Below are 14,923 nucleotides of genomic sequence, written 5' to 3'. Positions count from 1 at the left end.
GGACACCGATCGAGCCGGGGAATCTCACCCGCATGTTCGCCCTGGGGGCGGCGGCTAGCAGGCTGCCGAGGACGACGGCGGACATGACACCACCGTCCGGGGGCGACGAATCTCTTGTGGAGCACGGAAACCTTGCGCGCTGCACGGGCGGAACGTACGGCCTGGAGACCAGTGTGCTGGGAGGAAGGTTGTAGCCGTCGGCCGTCGCCGCCCGCTCCGTGCCACGGCCCGTCGCCATACGGGCTCGAGGAAAAAGCCGAGGCCCTGCGGGTCACTCCACAGGGCCTCTGGTCTGCCGTGCGCTCGGCTACTGCGGATCGAGCCGTGCGCTCAGTTCCGTCACGAGGTGGTAGCCCCCGGCGAGATCGACGTCGGTTCGCTCTCTGAGCAGCTTGATCGCGGAGTCGCGGTTGCCGCTGGTGAGCAGGTCTGTCATCTCAGCGACCAGGGGGGCGTCGAGTTGCCGCAGGGCATCCAGCGCCTCCCCGTACGTGGTGGGCAGGGACCGGCCCTGGGTCAGCAGCTCCAGTGCCACGGAAGCCGTGGCCAGGCCAAGGCCGGAGTCCTTGCGCAACCGGCGGACGGCCTTGGCCGTGCGCCCTTCACCGGCCAGCGCCATCGCCTCGTCCTGGGCCGCGCGCTCCACTGGTGTGATCAACGCGGTTGTGCGTGCCTTGGGGCTCGCCATGATGTGTCGCCCTCCCTCAGCGGCAGTTCTTCATGATCCCGTCGATGCCGAGTATCACCGAAGCGAGACCGCCAAGAGTGGCGCCCAGTTCGCTGATCTTCTCCTCGCCCTTCGCAATGCGGATGAGGAGATAGGCGGCTTCCTTGACGGAGCCGGCCTTCTTGATGAACGCCTTGAGCTTGAGGATCTTCGCCACCGGCACCGCGCCTCCTGCGACTGCGGCCGTGATGGACGCCACGCACTTGGCGGTCTGCCACCAACCGAAGGCCCTCACCCCGGTCTTCGCATCGGCAAGGTGTGCGTCGAGATACGCCTGCACCGCGGCGTCGCCCTGCTGCGCCACACTGTCGGGCATCTCGTCGATCACCTTCAGCACGTCGAGGAACTTCTGCCCGTCAGCGGTGTTCAGTTCCTCAGCGGCGGTCATGGACCGATCCGCGGCCACCACCGCCGGGCGGGTCGTGGCGCCCTTGTCGGCGGCGACAGCAGCTTGGCTGAGCCCGGTACCGAGGATGGCGGCTGCGGTCAGCACGGCGGTGGCAGCGGTCAGCTTCGTGATCTTCACGCGTTTCCCCTCTTGTTGCCTGCATCCAGCTGGTCAGGCCGGATCGATCGCGGCGTCTCCCCTGGTCGGGTGGGAGGCGCACACTGAACGCGATGATCATCGAATGGGCCGTCGCGTCCCCGCAACGGATCTGAGCAGTTACTGAGGGAAGGGAGCCCGGGCTACGGTTGTCGGCCCTCGCCGTCGTGAACGCGCCACTGCTGTTGCCGTGAGCGGCGCAGGGTGATGCCGTCGCTGTACTCCGCGGCCGTACGGTCCCGCAACGCCGGAGGCCCCGGAGCCGAGTGCGCACAGGTTGAAGGCCCCGGATCACCCGGGTCGACGGCGGACGGGATGGGAGCTCCCCGCGCACGCCACTACGGACCCGCAGTCGCAAACGGCGCCCCACCCGTGCCGACCCGTTCGGCCAAGCTCTCCGAGTGGCTGCCGTACTGGCTGGACAACGTCATCAAGCCCCGGCGGAAGCTGAGCACGTACGACAAGTACGAGGCGCACGTCCGGCTCTACCTGGTGCCGCTCCTCGGAGCGAAGCGGCTTGAATCGCTGGGCGTCGCCGACGTGCGCCGCTTCCTCGTCCGCCTGGAGAACGAGGCGACCGCAGCCACGGCCAAGGAGGCTCACCGCGTACTGCGGTCGGCGTTGTCCTCGGCTTGCCGAGAGGAACTGATCACCCGCAACGTCGCGAAGCTCGTCGCGCCGCCCCGGATCAGGGAGCGGGAGCTGAGCCCCTGGACCCTGGACGAATGAGATGTCAAAGGCCCCGGACCATGATCGGTCCGGGGCCTTTGCGCTGGTGCCCCCGGCAGGATTCGAACCTGCGACACCCGCTGGGAGTTCGATCACTGGCCGGCGTTGTGAGGGAGCCGCAAGGCCACACCGGCTATCCCGGACCGTGCAAGGACGCTGGCGTCCGGCGCTGTTGATGTCACCCATGGATGTCAGTTTGGGAGTGGCGCACAAGGCTTCTCCTGTCTCGGGGCCCTGCCGCATGCCCTCTCAAGCCGACCTGTCAGCTCCTGCGCCCGACAGCCTTCGCTTTGCTGTGGGCCCAGCCCGCGACAACCGCGCCGATGGCGACGGCGACAACGTAGGCGGTGATGCTGACCGCGAATCCGCCTGGCAGCCAGTTGAGTAGGCCGGCGTTGCTGTGGTCGACGAGCTGGCGGATCGCTCCCTGTCCTCCAAGGACGAGGAGAGCCACACCGAGGATCTGTAAAGCGTCGTACTTCATGTGATGCCCTCCGGAGTTCAAGACGTCGCTGCCGTTGCAGAGGCATCGCGAAGGGCGGTGGTGAACCAGGTGTAAACGGGAGCGAGTGTTGGTGATGCAGGCCATCCGTTGATCGTCGCCAGGAGCTGCCAGTAGCGCTCGGCTTGGGGGTCGGCGGTTGTCCGCAGGCGGGCGAGGATCCAGCGGCGCAGGTCGCCGTCGCCGGCACTCTCGAATGCGTAGCCGTAGAGGCCGCCCAGTGAGTCGGCAAGGGGCGCGGCTGTGGCGGAGGCCGGGAGGATGCCAGCGGATACGGCTTCGTCGATTCGATCACGCATCGCTTGGTTGAGACCGGCGTGCAGACCGTTGACGTCCTGCTGGGAAGGCTCTTCCGCCTGGTCCTCGGCTATGCGGCGTACTGCGGTACGGAAGTCCGCGTTCTGGCAGAGTTCGGCGAGATCCACCCAGGCCCCGACTTGTTCGGGCGTCGGATCGTCGGGGAACTCCGGCAGAACGGATCGCATTAGGGTCACGAACTCGGGGTTGGTGTCAAAGCCCCTAAAGGCGTCGTCGATGAAGTCGGTCACCAGTCTGCGTTGTTCGGTCTGGGACAGCGTGGCAAGTCGGTGCATGAGATCCATCTCCATGGTGGTGGGGCAGTTCCTGGCGACCGCTCGTAGCACTGCCCGGCGCAGGCGGAGGGTCCGGATCTGTACGTCCAGGGCGTCGGCGTGTGCATCGGCGACTTCCGGTATGGACGCCTCCTGGGCCAGCACCTTCCGCACGGTCGCCAGGTCGAGCCCGAGATCGCGCAGCGTGCGGGCCAGGCTCAGGCGTGCGAGTGCGTCGAGGCCGTACAGCCTGTAGCCCGCTGGGCTACGGCCGGTTGGCGGGACGATGCCCTGGTCGGAGTAGTACCGGATGGTCTTCACCGTCAGTCCGGTCCGGCGGGATAGTTCTCCGATGGAGTAGAGCGTGTCGCTGTCCATGCCCCCAGCTTGCTGTCTCCCCCCAGGGGAGACTCAATCTCTGACCCGGGCCTTCTTCGTGGAGCGGGTGACGTGAATCGAACTCGCGCTCTCAGCTTGGGAAGCTGCGGGCATTTACGGCCAGTTCACACTCTGACCTGGGCGAACGGCAGGGGCTCGGCCCCGTCGGGCTCGGCTGCATTCACCGTGAGTCCCCGCTGTTCTCCGCTCGACCTGGTGCGGTTGTGGTGCGGCCGTTAAGGCATGGCGACTACGTCACCTGCCGCCAAACACCGTAACCACGGTGACCGACTGGAACTCAACGCGGCTGCTTCATGGCATGTGGCCTTCGTCGGCACCCTGTGGCGGCATCGACCGAAAGTCACCATGTTGAGAGACCGTTGTACTGATCACCACTTACGCGTAACTTTGGAGTGCTTCACCCCGTCGGGGGGTGGGCTGGCCGTCCGATCGGAGGACAACATGGCCCTGAGCAAGCTTGCTCAACAGTTCGCTGACGAGATCAGTCTGCAAGACTGGTCCGATGCTCACATTCGGCTCGATCGTGCAGGTCATGACCGCGCGAGTGACACCAAGAGCCACCCCAACGACCCTGTTCTGAGTGCCGAACAAGCACAGAAGGTCAAGATCAACGTCATGTGGGTCACCGCTCAGGTACTCGGCTACAACGACCCGAACTTTGATGTCTACGAGTTCGCTGAGGCATGCGGCATCAACGTCCTCACCAGCCGCGGAGCCAAGAACGGCATGATCGATGCGGGTCTTCGTAGCTGGCGCGGCCAGTATCAGCGGCCCGGCACATGGAAGTTCGACCCGCTGACCGAGGTCGTGACCACGGACACCAGCGACGCCTACCACACCAGCACTAGCTGCTCACTGTTCCGCCGCGGCTACCAGAACACGCCGATCCGGAAGTTTTCTCCCGACGCCGTGCCTAGCAAGTGGAAGCCGTGCGAGTGTGTCACCGTCCTACAGGACTGACTCGCACGCCCCGCCCTCACCTGATGGCGGGGCCCGGCCCTGCTCGGCCTCTTCGACACGGTTTTGGCACGAACCTCAGCCGACGACAGTCAGCCACGATGGCGGGTACGCCGACCGACCAGGCGCGCGTGTGTCTCGCTGCACCCCCACTCGCCCGCACCACCCTGCCAGCGCCGTCAACTAGAGCAAGTCACGATGGCCGGCACGTCCTGCTGGCGCCCGAGCTCTCCTCTCGGGAAGCTGAACTTCCGCACAACAGACCATTGCTGACGTCGTATCACCTATGCTAACCTGGTCCAGGGACCGGGTATCCGACACGCAATGGTGGCAGAACGCTTCCGTTGGTGATGTCAGAGGCTCTAGGGCGTGAACATTGTCAATCTAATATCTGAGTTCGAAATCGCAGCCTGATTTCTTTTTGCGCAATATTTTTTCGCGCAAATTGAGGTCGGGCTTTTTTATTTCCCGCTACCAGGAAGGGTAGAGGCTCCGTCCGGTGTCTCTACAGATTGGAGGCAATCAAAAATATGAGAGACATGTTCAAGGAGATGGGGCAGACGGTTCGGTTTGCCATTGCCGATGAGCGCCGAACCACCCGCCTTAAGTCCCTGGTCGTGACGACGGCAATCGTCGTGACCGGGTGCTACCACATCCTCTCCGTCAAGTAACAGCGACCGGAGGACCTGGCAACAGTACGGTGGGCTGTGGCTTCCGCGCTACAGCCCACCGTGTGTGTCTGGAGACAACCAAGCCAGACAGCGGCGGGCTAACCTACGAGCCGATGGGCAACTCCCGTGCTCGCTGGCGGGCTTGGGCCCGCAACTCCTTCAGACGGCCGTGGAACGCGTTGTGACGGTTCTGATCGAGGTTCAGTGGGAGGTCGAGTTGGGAGATGAGCTGTGACTCCAAGGTCCACGGTTCGTCATGCTCGATCCAGCAGACTCGCGCGTTGTCCGCCATCCACTGGCTCAGTGTGGCTTCGCCGGCCTTGCCGAAGGTCATCCGCTTGCCGCTGCCCACGCGGCGCAGCTCAAGCCTGAGCAAGCAACCGAGGGTGAACCGCAGCGTCGAGCCGGCAGCGTTGCCTCGATAGTGATAGCGGACCCGCTTACGGAGGTTCTGGGTGCTGGTCCGGTTCGCCATGTACCGCGGGGCTATGCCCACATAGAGAAGTCGGTTGGAAGGGAGGTCAGGGTGGGGTGCTTCCTTGAAGTGCCAACCGTAGACCCCCGCTGCCGAGGGCACTGGGCCGTACCGGACCAAGACTTCTCGGGCCGTCCACAACCGCTCAGGACGGGTAAGGGTGCTAGCGTCCACGAGTACCTCCATAGCTGGCAAGCGAGCGGGGGAGGGGCAGGCTACTTGGCTCCACTGACAGGAGCTATGCCAGAGCTGCCAAGCACAGGTCCATGACTGACGCCGTGTACAGGCACTTTGTTACTCCTCGCCCAGTAGTCGTTTCCTGGATGCCTCTCAAACGTTGAAGATGAGAGACAATAAGGAGCAAGCCCAGGCACTAGGGGAGTGGAGCCAATGGCAGATCGAAGCACCATCGAGTGGACAGAAGCCACCTGGAACCCCACTACGGGTTGCGATCGAATCTCCAAGGGGTGTGACAATTGTTACGCCCTTGTGCTGGCGAAGCGCCTGAAGGCAATGGGCTCGCCGAAGTACCAAAATGACGGAGATCCACGCACATCTGGACCTGGGTTCGACCTTACGATTCACCGCCAGGCACTGGGGCTTCCATACGCATGGAAAGCGCCGAGGACTGTTTTCGTTAACTCGATGTCTGATCTATTCCATGCCAGGGTCCCTATTTCCTATGTCAAGGATATATTCGATGTGATGCGGGAGACTCCGCAGCACACCTACCAAATCCTGACCAAGCGCTCTCGGCGAATGCGCAATTTGGGGGAACAACTTGACTGGCCTCAGAACGTTTGGATGGGCGTGACAGTTGAGAGTGTCGACTTCAAATCGCGTGTCAAAGATCTTCGTGACACCCCCGCGCACCTCCGATTTCTATCCTGCGAGCCCTTGCTGGGCCCTCTTGGCGTTATAGATCTGGAGGGGATTGGATGGGTCATCGCCGGGGGGGAGTCTGGAAAGGGGCATCGGCCAATCGATGAGCGTTGGGTCACGGATCTACGTGATCAATGTATTGATGCCCACGTTCCATTCTTCTTCAAGCAGTGGGGCGGGGTAACGCCCAAGTCTGGGGGTCGAGTCCTGCAAGGACGAACCTGGGACGAGTACCCGGACGTTAAGCCTCGCGTCACTGTGTGAGGGTCAGGGGAACGTCACCCAGGTGCCGGCGGGGAAGCCACTCCGGCCTGGACGTTCGACCTGGATGATCCCCTCCCTCTCTAGGGGAGTTAGCACAGGTTTACGAAGATGCGTTTTCCTGTATGGTGTGTTGATCAGTGTGAATTGCTCAAGCGCCGCTATAGATACGCGCCTGCCTTTGTAGCGTTCCAGCAAAGCTTGACGCAGTGGCTCAGTGTCGATGGCTTCCTCGGTGAAAAGCACGTCCTGACCAGCCAGCCTGTCCGAGAATTGGAACCCGCCGCCAGGATCTACCTTCCACATGGCGTCTTTCATCAGCTCGACGCCCTTGACGTCCCGCGTGCCGTGAAACAAGTAGTACGCAATATGGCCTGTTTTGTTGATCATTGCGAATGGCTGGACGAAGCGGAACTTGCAAACCTCGGAAAGCTGCCGCTCGTACAGGTCGTGCAAGAACTGCTGCCGACTCTGTCCGGCTGCCGCTCTGACGTTCTTGTACTCGGAGGTGCCGAAAAGGTCATCCAAGTGATGGTCCACGTTTCCGGCGGTAGCGAATCGGTTCACGTGGTCAACCATGTAGTTCACGAACAGTTCACAGCTCGCGAACGACAGTAGGTCTGCCAGTAGTCGCATGGGTAGACCCGAAAAGCCGAATGGGTCCACGAAGGCGAAAGTGGGGGCCAGTCGCTTCTTTTGTCCACGCAAGTGCTCAATGAGGCTCGTAGCCGTATCTGAAAACTCCGAGTGAACTAGCTGTATCTTTACGTTCTCCGGCCAAGGCTGATGGGCTTCTTTAAATCCGGCAATCTGTTCGGTAAGGCTTTCGAAGCGATCCTTCTTTGCCTCACAGAAAAAGAAGAGGAATTCGCACTTCATCTTGCTGAAATAGCTGTGACTCAAAAGGGTTTCCAGGGCGATCAAAGGGGAACCCGGCTCTCCCGATTGATAGCGTCCCGGCCCGGCGAAGCCGTCCAGGAATACGATCCTGCCGTTGTAAGAGGACAGGACGGGGAACCATCCACCCAAGTAGTGCTTCAGCAGGTCGTGCTTCGCCTTAGTGTGCGGGTCAAGCTTCCATACAGTAGTCCTTGGCGCTGCCACGTATCCCCCCTCGGTACAGGCGTCAGCTCGGCAGCATTATGGTTCCCAGTCGTGTTCAATTGCACGCCTCGTGCCAAAAAAAGAGTGATCGGTTGCAAAACCGGCCGAGTGTTCGAGTCGAGGTCGGCGGAGTGGCTTTGGCCGGTGGCCTGCCCGGTCCGGGGTCGAGCATGACCAAGGGGCCGTACGCTGGTTGGCAACTCGGGCAGGCTTTGGGCCTGACCGCAATGTGTACGAGTGGTCCCCTGGTCTTGCTCGACCCGGGAAGGTGGCTAAAGCCGGGGAGCCGACCGCCCCAGCCACGACGTACCTCTTCTCTGGCGTCAGGTGGCTGATTGCTGTGCGCGCGGCGCGGGCGCCGGCCGGGCTGGAGCGGGGCGGAGACAGGAGCGCAGGCCCGGCCGGGGGCCGGGCCGCGTGCGGTGAGCGGAGCGAGCCGCCTTGAATCAGTAGAGAAAGTTGTAACTCACTCTGCCGGGCCAGGCTGTGTCTTGTCTCGGTAGATGCTTGACGTTGTGGCCTCACCTGATGCTTGACACCGCTTCTCCTCGGCTCTGCTGTCCGTCAGATCGGCGCCAGCGCAGGAAGGCAGCTTGCGGTGGAAGGGGGAGGTCTTTCGTCGTGCTCGGCCTAGCTCGGCTTCTCGCCCAGGGCGGTGCGCAGCCAGTCCAGAGAGCCTGTCGCCAGGACTGCGTCGGCGAGTGCTTGGCCGCTCTTGGTGACGATCCGGCCGCGGCTGTTGTCGATCCACCGCTGGGCGTTCTCATGGCCCTGTGCCTTGTATTCGATGCCCTGGATCATGCATTCCAGTTTGTCGGCGTCTCGGGCGCAGAGGGCTTCTGGGGTCTCTTTTGCCTCGTACTCCGCCACCAGCTCCCGTACGGCCTGGGCGAGCCCTTCGGGGAAGTTCGCGATCTGGTCGGCCGTGACGTCGCGGGGGTCGGTCTCGCCGGTGACGTACTTCTTGCCGAGGTGGTTGACGTCGCCGGTGCGGGATTCCTGCGAGTCGTGCCAGACCGCGAGGTAGGCGGCCTGGGCCGGGTCGGCGCCTTCGAGCTTGGCGATGATCGATGCGATGAGCGCGGTGCGCCAGGAGTGTTCGGCGACCGTCTCGGGGGTGCGTACGCCTGCCATCCACCATCCGGTGCGCGCGGTGTGCTTCAGCGTGCCCGCCTCGTACAGGAAGTTCGCTACGGGGGTCAGGTCGTCGGACACCGTCGGGCTCCTCTCACGCCTCGGCGAGGCGGATCGCGTACCGGATGCTCTCCAGTTCCCGCCGCGCGCGCGACGAGAGTTCACCGCTATCCAACATGATCGGGAGCTGCTCTCGCAGGGCGTGTGCGGCCGTGTGCGATCGCAGTAGGCCGGGGCGTACCTGGAGCAGTGACCACACGCTGTGGATGTTGAGTTCCGCATAGCCGTGGTGGGGTGCGAGTCCGTCGACAAGGTGGTTGAGGAGCTTGTGGCCGGGCCATGGACCGAGGGAGCCGTCGGCGATGAAGTCGTCCGAGAGCTGGGGGACGGGTGTCTCACCGATCCAGTAGGCCCAGTACGCGAGGTTGGCCGCCTCGCCTGCATCCTGGTCCAGGAGCTCGGACTCGATGAAGTGGGACATGCGGTCCCGGTCCCACTGTCGGGCGGCGACGGCGGCCACGGAGCGGTTGTTGAGCCAGCCGGCAAGCCAGTCGTCAGGCCGTTCGGTGCGCTGCTGGTGGGCCAGCCAGTCCGCTGTATCGGCCTGGCGGTCGTACCCGCACAGGTAGAGGGCCTGGCGGCGGAGGAGGAACTGTCCTCGGCCTCGCGCCTGCTCAGCGGTGCGGCGCATCTTCCCGAAGAACGAGCGCCGTTCGGTGGCGGACAGCTCGGGTCCGGCAGGGGCGGGTCCACGACGTGGCCGAGGCGGTGCCGGTAGGTGCCGGACCGGCCCAGGCGGGACGCTGTTGAGCGGCCACGCCAGGACCTCCGCGAACTCTCGCTGCATCACCATGGCGCCGAGCGGGCTGCCCTCGATCGTGGTCTCCGCATCGAGGGCGCTCGCGAGCAGGACGTCCGCCTCCAACGCCCGATGGAGTACTTGGAGAAGGGCGGGTGGGGTGCCGATCTGCATCAGGCGGTGCCGCTGCGCGAGCATCTGCCCGACGGGTACCGCTGTGAGCGGACGGCGTCCGGACTCCCACCCTGCGATCGTGTCCGGCGACACCTGTAGCCGCTCGGCGAAGGTCTCCTGTGTGTGCCCCAGTTGTTCGCGGAGGACCCGGAAGACGTAGCCCGAGATGATCCCGCCCCGCGGCCTCGGAGGCCGTCCCTGACGACTGGTCAGGGTTGGTCCTGGATCTGACGGCATGCAACCCCACTTCCCGCTCAGTACGTGGCGACTACCTGTACTGACAGTCACTTCAGCCGGTGAACGCGGCTATCTACCGTTCTTGTAGTCACTTGGATACATAGCGTATAGGGAAGGTGTTGTAGTGGACGCCGAGATGCAGACCAGTGCCCGCGCGGCCGACGGAACACTGTTCACGACCGGCGAGCTCCGCCCTGTGGACGGAGGTCCAGGAGTGCTCGTCCACTCCCGGGCCGACCACCGCTTGACCGTTGAGCACTGGTTGTTGTCGGCTCTCCCGGAGAGTTCCCGGCGTCGGGCCATCGAGGACTGGGAGCGGGACAAGCTCGCCGTGCTGCCCTTGGGGACGCTGTTCTCGGCCGTACGGCTTCCTGGGCGCCTCGTGCTCGCCTTGTCCGGCGGAACGATGCTCTCGGGAGAGGCCGACCAGTTCCTCAGCGAGGCACTCGGCGGTGGTCCCGTCATCTGCGACCCGCGAGGTCACCGCTACTACGCGCTCGTACCCGCCGGCATGCCCCGGACCTGGCACCAGGCAGCTGAGGAGTGGCGGACGCAGGAAGTCGACTGCCTGGGGCGTTGCGCATACCTAGGTGTGCCGAGAGTGGACGTCGAACAGCCCGCGGTAACCGCGGTCTCGTACTGGTCGGTTCCCATGGCCCCGGCAGCCAAGCTGTGTGCCCCGCTCACCGTTGCGCGGCTGATCGCCGCCGGATGGCACGAGCTCAACAAGAGGACCGACGCTGAGGCGGAGGACGACCGTTGACCGCCACAGTGGCGCCCTCAAGCCAGGCGTTCAACGACCTCGCCGAGCACTGCATGCGATGCCCGAGCTGCCGCCCCGACCCTGATCACCCGCAGGATGACCGCCCCGACTGCCCGACGGCCTGGCAGCTGTACGCGGTTTGGCGGCAAATGTGGATCGAGACACGTCGCCGCGCAGGTACTTGAGGACGGGAGTGCCCCCGCAAGCTCCCTCAGAGCGGCGCACGTTCCGATGACTCCCGCCCCCGCGCGTTCCCTGGTTCCTCCAGCGCGGGGCGGGTCCACATATGACCGCTGAAGCACACCCGCCGCTCTGCGGCGCAGTCCTGCCCACCTATCGAGGAGAAGACGCGGTGACCACCTACCCCGTATCGCCGAACACCGTGCTCGCCAACGCGCTCACCGGTGCGGAAGACGTGCTCAGGCCGCACATCGTCAACGCGGAACCCGAGCGGATCGTGTTCGTGGTGGGAACGCAGATCAACGGAGCCCCGCACATCGGAACGTCCCTGGTCCAGTCGCTCACCTTCGCCACGGCGGCCCGCATCCGGGACCGGTTCGGCCTCCCGGCCGTCGTGCAGTTCGGCGCTCTCGACAACGCTCCGTACGCCATCGTCACCGACAAGGAGAGCGGTCACCGCTACCAACGGGCCTACGCTCACGCCCTCGGCGCGGCCGGCATCGCCGAGCAGATCGACAAGCTCTACCGACCGCTGTTCACTGCGCTCTCCGAGCGGCTGAAGGTGCCGTTCTCGGTCGAGACGTACACCCAGCAGCAAGCGTCCCAGCATTTCCGGCGCACCTGGCTGCGCGTGCTGCCCCGCATGGACGCTGCCCGCTGGCACCTGTCCCCGTCGTCAGGCGTGCCGCATGTCCGACTCCCCTGTCCGCGTCCCGGCTGCGGGTGGGCGGAGAAACACGCCGAGCGCACCCGCGTGCGTGACGACGGCTTCGAGCGGGCGACGGTTTCGGCTGTGTGTCTGCACCATGGCGAGTACCAGGTCGTCATCGAACCCGCCGATGGCGGATACCTGGACCTGGCCACGCTGTACCGGAACCTGGTCAAGGAACTCATGACCAGCGGGGCAATCGGCACGCTGCATGTCATGGTGAAGGGCAGCGACTGGATGCCGGGCTGCATCCTCGTCGACGGGGCCCTACAGGCGGTCGGCCTCACCCGCGGGCAGTTGCCCGCCCGCCTGTTCTGTCCCCAGGTGGTCACGGACACGGGCGCGAAGCTGTCCAAGTCCCTCATCCGCGAGGGCCACGCACCCTTGCCCGAGGGTGCGGCCCCGTGGATGCTCGACACCCGAGAGTGGCCCGGCTCGTTGGATGAGTACGTTGACCGCTTGCTCGGTCTGACGGACGTGTTACTCGCCGACCCCCGCCACTTCTTCCGCTCGTACTCGGCCGGTGAACTCGGTCGGCTCATGTCCACTGCAACTGCTAGGAGCATTCCCGCCCGATGACGGAAACTGCCGCCGCACGCATCCACGAACTGAACCTCTACCGCCGGTACTTCGACCTCGTCGCCGCTGGTCAGAAGACGATCGAGGTACGGGTGAAGTACCCCCACCTCGAAGACCTTGCCGCCGGAGACGTCATCCGCTTCCGCATCAAGGGCACGGACGAGACCTGTGACGTCCTGGTGAAGCGGGTCACGGAATACAAGACGTTCGAGGAACTGCTCGACCAGGAGGGGCAGGTGAACGTCAACCCGGCCTCCTCCCGCGAGCAGCAACTCGCCAATATCCGTGAAATCTACCCGGCGGAGAAGGAAGCGCTCGGCGTGCTCGCCATCGAAATCGAGCTCCTGCGGCAGTAAGCCCTGCCCCGCCGCCCTCGCTCCCCCCGAGAGGGCGTACGGCTTCCCCGCCGCCCGCCGCCCGCCGCCCGCCGCCCATGCCGTGATCGACGAGCGCCACAACAAAGAGACCGGAGCACCTCTCAGCCTGAACAGCGATCGTGGGTGATCCGGTCGGGGGATCCCTGCTCAGGGCCCCAGGGCCGATAGTGCCGGGGGCGCTGGGAGTGGTCTCCGAGCACTCTGAGAAGAACCCGACGGATCCGTAGTGGGACGCGTGTGGCACGACCCCTGAAACGGCCAAGGGCCAGCCTGGGAGGAAACCCCTCCTGAGCTGGCCCTTCTGTCTGTGCCCCCGGCAGGATTCGAACCTGCGACACCCGCTTTAGGAGAGCGGTGCTCTATCCCCTGAGCTACGAAGGCGGGGCGTGGTCGTGTTGGCCACTGGCGTCAGCGTACCGGATCTCGTCGGTGGGGGTGGGGAGTCAGGTCGGGGGGACGTGGGTGAAGCGGGAGGCGGTGTGGAGGTCGGTCTGGATGTGGGTGGCTGTGGCGGTCAGGGCGGGGAGGAGGTGGGTGACGCAGTCGTCCAGCGTGCGGCGGGCCGCGTGGGTGGAGATGTTGATGGCGGCCACGACCTGGCCTGTGCGGTCTCGGATGGGGACCGCGATGGAGCGCAGGCCCGATTCGAGTTCCTCGTCGGCCAGGGCGTAGGGGCGGGAGGGGCCCGGGGCCAGGAGTGCGCGGCCGAGGGAGGTCGCCCGGGCCGGGAAGCGGGCGCCCACCGTGATGTCGGGGGAGAGGACTCGGGGCGTGGTGGCTCTGGCCGTTAGTTGGATCATGGGTTCCCTCGTGCCCGCTGACGGTTCCGGGGGCACCAGTACCGCCATGGCCGTCGACTCGCCCACCTGGTTCGCCAGCGCTCTGAGGTGCCAAGTGGCCAGCTGGGGCAGGGTCGTGCGGGAGAGGGGCGGGAAGCCGAGGGAGAGGACGCGGGGGGTGAGGGTGAAGGTGCGGTGGTCGGGGGACGTGGTCATCAGGCCGAGGTGTTCGTAGGTGATCAGGGCCCGCCGGGCCGTTGCCCGTGCCAGGCCCGTCGCCTTCGCCACTTCCGCCAGGGTCAGGTGGGCGCGGCCCTCGCCGAAGGCGGTCAGGACCGTGAGGCCGCGGGCCAGCGATTCGACGAAGCCGCGGCCGAGTTCGGTCTTGGACGCCGTCGTCCAGGTGGCCAGGCCGGACGGGGGTGGGCCGGGAGACGCCGGCTGCGCGTCGCGCAGGTCCGCTTCCATCGCCGTCACCGCGTCGCGCAGGCGGGGGAGCAGGGTGTCGCGCAGGCCGGTCGCGGTGTGGCGGCTGGTGTGGCTGACCACGTTCGCGGCGCAGGAAATTCGGCCCGTCGCCGGGTCCCGTACCGGTACGGAGACGGCCACCAGGCCCGGTTCGATCAGTTGGTCGTCCAGGGCGTAGCCGTCGGTTGCCGCCTGTGCGGAGCGCTGGGGGAAGTCCCCGTCGGCAACGGGGGCGGCGCCTGACGCGTGCCTTGTCCTGGGGACCGCCGGGAAGCCGGTGTCCTCCGGGTCCGCTGCCCTGCGCGCGTGCCACCGCGTCCAGTCCGCCTCCGTCCATTCCGCCGCGAACAGCGGGCCCGGCGCGGTGCGTTCGGCGGGGAGGAGGTCGCCGATGCGGAAGCTGAGGGACATCGCGCGGCGGCGGGTGGCCTGGTGGATGAAGCGGATGCCGTCGCCGTCGGCGACCGCCAGGGACACCGACTCGTCGAGCTCGTCGGCCAGGGCGTCGGCGCGGGCGTCCAGCAGCGCGGGCAGGCGGAGGGCGGCGAGATAGGCGTTGCCGAGTTCCATCACGGGGGGCGCCAGTACGACTTCCCGGCCGTCGAGACGTACGTACCCCATGTGCTCGAGCGTCGCCGTGATCCGGTCCACCGTGGAACGGGCGAGGCCGGTGGCCCTCTCCAGCGCGCTCGGGCTGAGGGTGCCGCCGGCCTCGGTGAGCTCGCGCAGTACGGCGATCCCGCGGATCAGCGGGGTGACCGCCTCGGCCGGTGGCTCGCCGGTGCCCGCGGCGCCCACGGCTCCTGCGGACCCTGCGGACCCTGCGGCTTCCGCAGTGCCCCGCGGGGCGTCGGCGTCCAGTGCGGTGTTCGCGGGCATCGGCTCCGGCTCTCCGGTACGG

Annotated in this window: 14 protein-coding genes, 1 tRNA gene and 1 pseudogene; 6 read left to right on the top strand and 10 right to left on the bottom strand. The window is 65.6% G+C overall.

The features are described 5' to 3' along the window. Positions 1–307: 307 nt before the first annotated feature. Complete coding sequence (locus ACFY0F_RS32800; protein ID WP_388802531.1) at positions 308–688, bottom strand: hypothetical protein; 381 nt, start codon at positions 686–688, stop codon at positions 308–310. Positions 689–704: 16 nt separating this feature from the next. Next, positions 705–1,253: a hypothetical protein gene (locus ACFY0F_RS32795; protein ID WP_388802528.1), complete on the bottom strand. Its 549-nt coding sequence runs from the start codon at positions 1,251–1,253 to the stop codon at positions 705–707. A 387-nt stretch (positions 1,254–1,640) separates the two neighbouring features. On the opposite strand from ACFY0F_RS32795, the pseudogene ACFY0F_RS32790 reads away from it, so the two are divergent. Further along, positions 1,641–1,997, top strand: a pseudogene (locus tag ACFY0F_RS32790) (site-specific integrase); the annotation flags it as partial. 265 nt (positions 1,998–2,262) lie between these two features. Here the strand turns inward: ACFY0F_RS32790 and ACFY0F_RS32785 are convergent. Next, entirely contained in the window at positions 2,263–2,484 is a 222-nt protein-coding gene (locus ACFY0F_RS32785) for a hypothetical protein (protein WP_388802525.1), read from the bottom strand. Positions 2,485–2,501: 17 nt separating this feature from the next. Then, on the bottom strand, positions 2,502–3,452 hold the full coding sequence (locus tag ACFY0F_RS32780; RefSeq protein ID WP_388802522.1) for a MerR family transcriptional regulator: 951 nt from the start codon (positions 3,450–3,452) through the stop codon (positions 2,502–2,504). A 462-nt stretch (positions 3,453–3,914) separates the two neighbouring features. Between ACFY0F_RS32780 and ACFY0F_RS32775 the strand changes: the two genes are divergently transcribed. Continuing rightward, entirely contained in the window at positions 3,915–4,433 is a 519-nt protein-coding gene (locus tag ACFY0F_RS32775; RefSeq protein ID WP_388802519.1) for a hypothetical protein, read from the top strand. A 771-nt stretch (positions 4,434–5,204) separates the two neighbouring features. Here the strand turns inward: ACFY0F_RS32775 and ACFY0F_RS32770 are convergent. Further along, entirely contained in the window at positions 5,205–5,762 is a 558-nt protein-coding gene (locus tag ACFY0F_RS32770; protein WP_388802517.1) for a GIY-YIG nuclease family protein, read from the bottom strand. 204 nt (positions 5,763–5,966) lie between these two features. On the opposite strand from ACFY0F_RS32770, the gene ACFY0F_RS32765 reads away from it, so the two are divergent. Next, positions 5,967–6,722, top strand: a complete 756-nt coding sequence (locus ACFY0F_RS32765) for a DUF5131 family protein (protein WP_388802514.1) — start codon at positions 5,967–5,969, stop codon at positions 6,720–6,722. 3 nt (positions 6,723–6,725) lie between these two features. Here the strand turns inward: ACFY0F_RS32765 and ACFY0F_RS32760 are convergent, their stop codons facing one another. The 3 genes from ACFY0F_RS32760 to ACFY0F_RS32750 all read right to left on the bottom strand — a co-directional run bounded on the left by ACFY0F_RS32760 (position 6,726) and on the right by ACFY0F_RS32750 (position 10,167). Beyond that, positions 6,726–7,823 (bottom strand): three-Cys-motif partner protein TcmP, encoded by a 1,098-nt coding sequence (locus tag ACFY0F_RS32760; protein ID WP_388802511.1) that lies wholly within the window; start codon positions 7,821–7,823, stop codon positions 6,726–6,728. A gap of 630 nt (positions 7,824–8,453) precedes the next feature. Further along, positions 8,454–9,038, bottom strand: a complete 585-nt coding sequence (locus ACFY0F_RS32755) for an HD family hydrolase (protein ID WP_388802509.1) — start codon at positions 9,036–9,038, stop codon at positions 8,454–8,456. A 13-nt stretch (positions 9,039–9,051) separates the two neighbouring features. Further along, positions 9,052–10,167 carry a helix-turn-helix domain-containing protein gene (locus tag ACFY0F_RS32750; protein ID WP_388802506.1) on the bottom strand — a complete coding sequence of 372 codons (1,116 nt, stop codon included), beginning with the start codon at positions 10,165–10,167 and terminating at the stop codon, positions 9,052–9,054. A gap of 124 nt (positions 10,168–10,291) precedes the next feature. Here ACFY0F_RS32750 and ACFY0F_RS32745 point away from each other — a divergent pair, with 124 nt between their 5' ends. The 3 genes from ACFY0F_RS32745 to ACFY0F_RS32735 all read left to right on the top strand — a co-directional run bounded on the left by ACFY0F_RS32745 (position 10,292) and on the right by ACFY0F_RS32735 (position 12,754). Next, complete coding sequence (locus tag ACFY0F_RS32745; protein ID WP_388802503.1) at positions 10,292–10,930, top strand: hypothetical protein; 639 nt, start codon at positions 10,292–10,294, stop codon at positions 10,928–10,930. Positions 10,931–11,282: 352 nt separating this feature from the next. Continuing rightward, complete coding sequence (locus ACFY0F_RS32740; protein WP_388802500.1) at positions 11,283–12,398, top strand: hypothetical protein; 1,116 nt, start codon at positions 11,283–11,285, stop codon at positions 12,396–12,398. Beyond that, entirely contained in the window at positions 12,395–12,754 is a 360-nt protein-coding gene (locus ACFY0F_RS32735; protein ID WP_388802497.1) for an ASCH domain-containing protein, read from the top strand. The genes ACFY0F_RS32740 and ACFY0F_RS32735 overlap by 4 nt, the downstream gene beginning before the upstream one ends. Positions 12,755–13,083: 329 nt before the next feature. On the opposite strand, the gene ACFY0F_RS32730 is transcribed toward ACFY0F_RS32735, so the two are convergent. After that, a tRNA-Arg gene (locus tag ACFY0F_RS32730) sits at positions 13,084–13,156 on the bottom strand. 62 nt (positions 13,157–13,218) lie between these two features. After that, on the bottom strand, positions 13,219–14,901 hold the full coding sequence (locus ACFY0F_RS32725; RefSeq protein ID WP_388802494.1) for an IclR family transcriptional regulator C-terminal domain-containing protein: 1,683 nt from the start codon (positions 14,899–14,901) through the stop codon (positions 13,219–13,221). Between the last annotated feature and the right edge of the window lie 22 nt (positions 14,902–14,923).

The organism is Streptomyces sp. NPDC001544 (assembly GCF_042894285.1).
GTDB lineage: Bacteria > Actinomycetota > Actinomycetes > Streptomycetales > Streptomycetaceae > Streptomyces.
The sequence above is the reverse complement of the archived record's forward strand: the minus strand, read 5'-3'. Positions and strand labels throughout refer to the sequence as shown.

What these genes read in the sequence shown, in the direction of transcription:
- ACFY0F_RS32800 (WP_388802531.1), bottom strand. Translation starts at nt 688, where the DNA reads ATGGCGAGCCCCAAGGCACGCACAACCGCGTTGATCACACCAGTGGAG.
- ACFY0F_RS32785 (WP_388802525.1), bottom strand. Translation starts at nt 2,484, where the DNA reads ATGAAGTACGACGCTTTACAGATCCTCGGTGTGGCTCTCCTCGTCCTT.
- ACFY0F_RS32780 (WP_388802522.1), bottom strand. Translation starts at nt 3,452, where the DNA reads ATGGACAGCGACACGCTCTACTCCATCGGAGAACTATCCCGCCGGACC.
- ACFY0F_RS32775 (WP_388802519.1), top strand. Translation starts at nt 3,915, where the DNA reads ATGGCCCTGAGCAAGCTTGCTCAACAGTTCGCTGACGAGATCAGTCTG.
- ACFY0F_RS32770 (WP_388802517.1), bottom strand. Translation starts at nt 5,762, where the DNA reads ATGGAGGTACTCGTGGACGCTAGCACCCTTACCCGTCCTGAGCGGTTG.
- ACFY0F_RS32765 (WP_388802514.1), top strand. Translation starts at nt 5,967, where the DNA reads ATGGCAGATCGAAGCACCATCGAGTGGACAGAAGCCACCTGGAACCCC.
- ACFY0F_RS32750 (WP_388802506.1), bottom strand. Translation starts at nt 10,167, where the DNA reads ATGCCGTCAGATCCAGGACCAACCCTGACCAGTCGTCAGGGACGGCCT.
- ACFY0F_RS32735 (WP_388802497.1), top strand. Translation starts at nt 12,395, where the DNA reads ATGACGGAAACTGCCGCCGCACGCATCCACGAACTGAACCTCTACCGC.
- ACFY0F_RS32725 (WP_388802494.1), bottom strand. Translation starts at nt 14,901, where the DNA reads ATGCCCGCGAACACCGCACTGGACGCCGACGCCCCGCGGGGCACTGCG.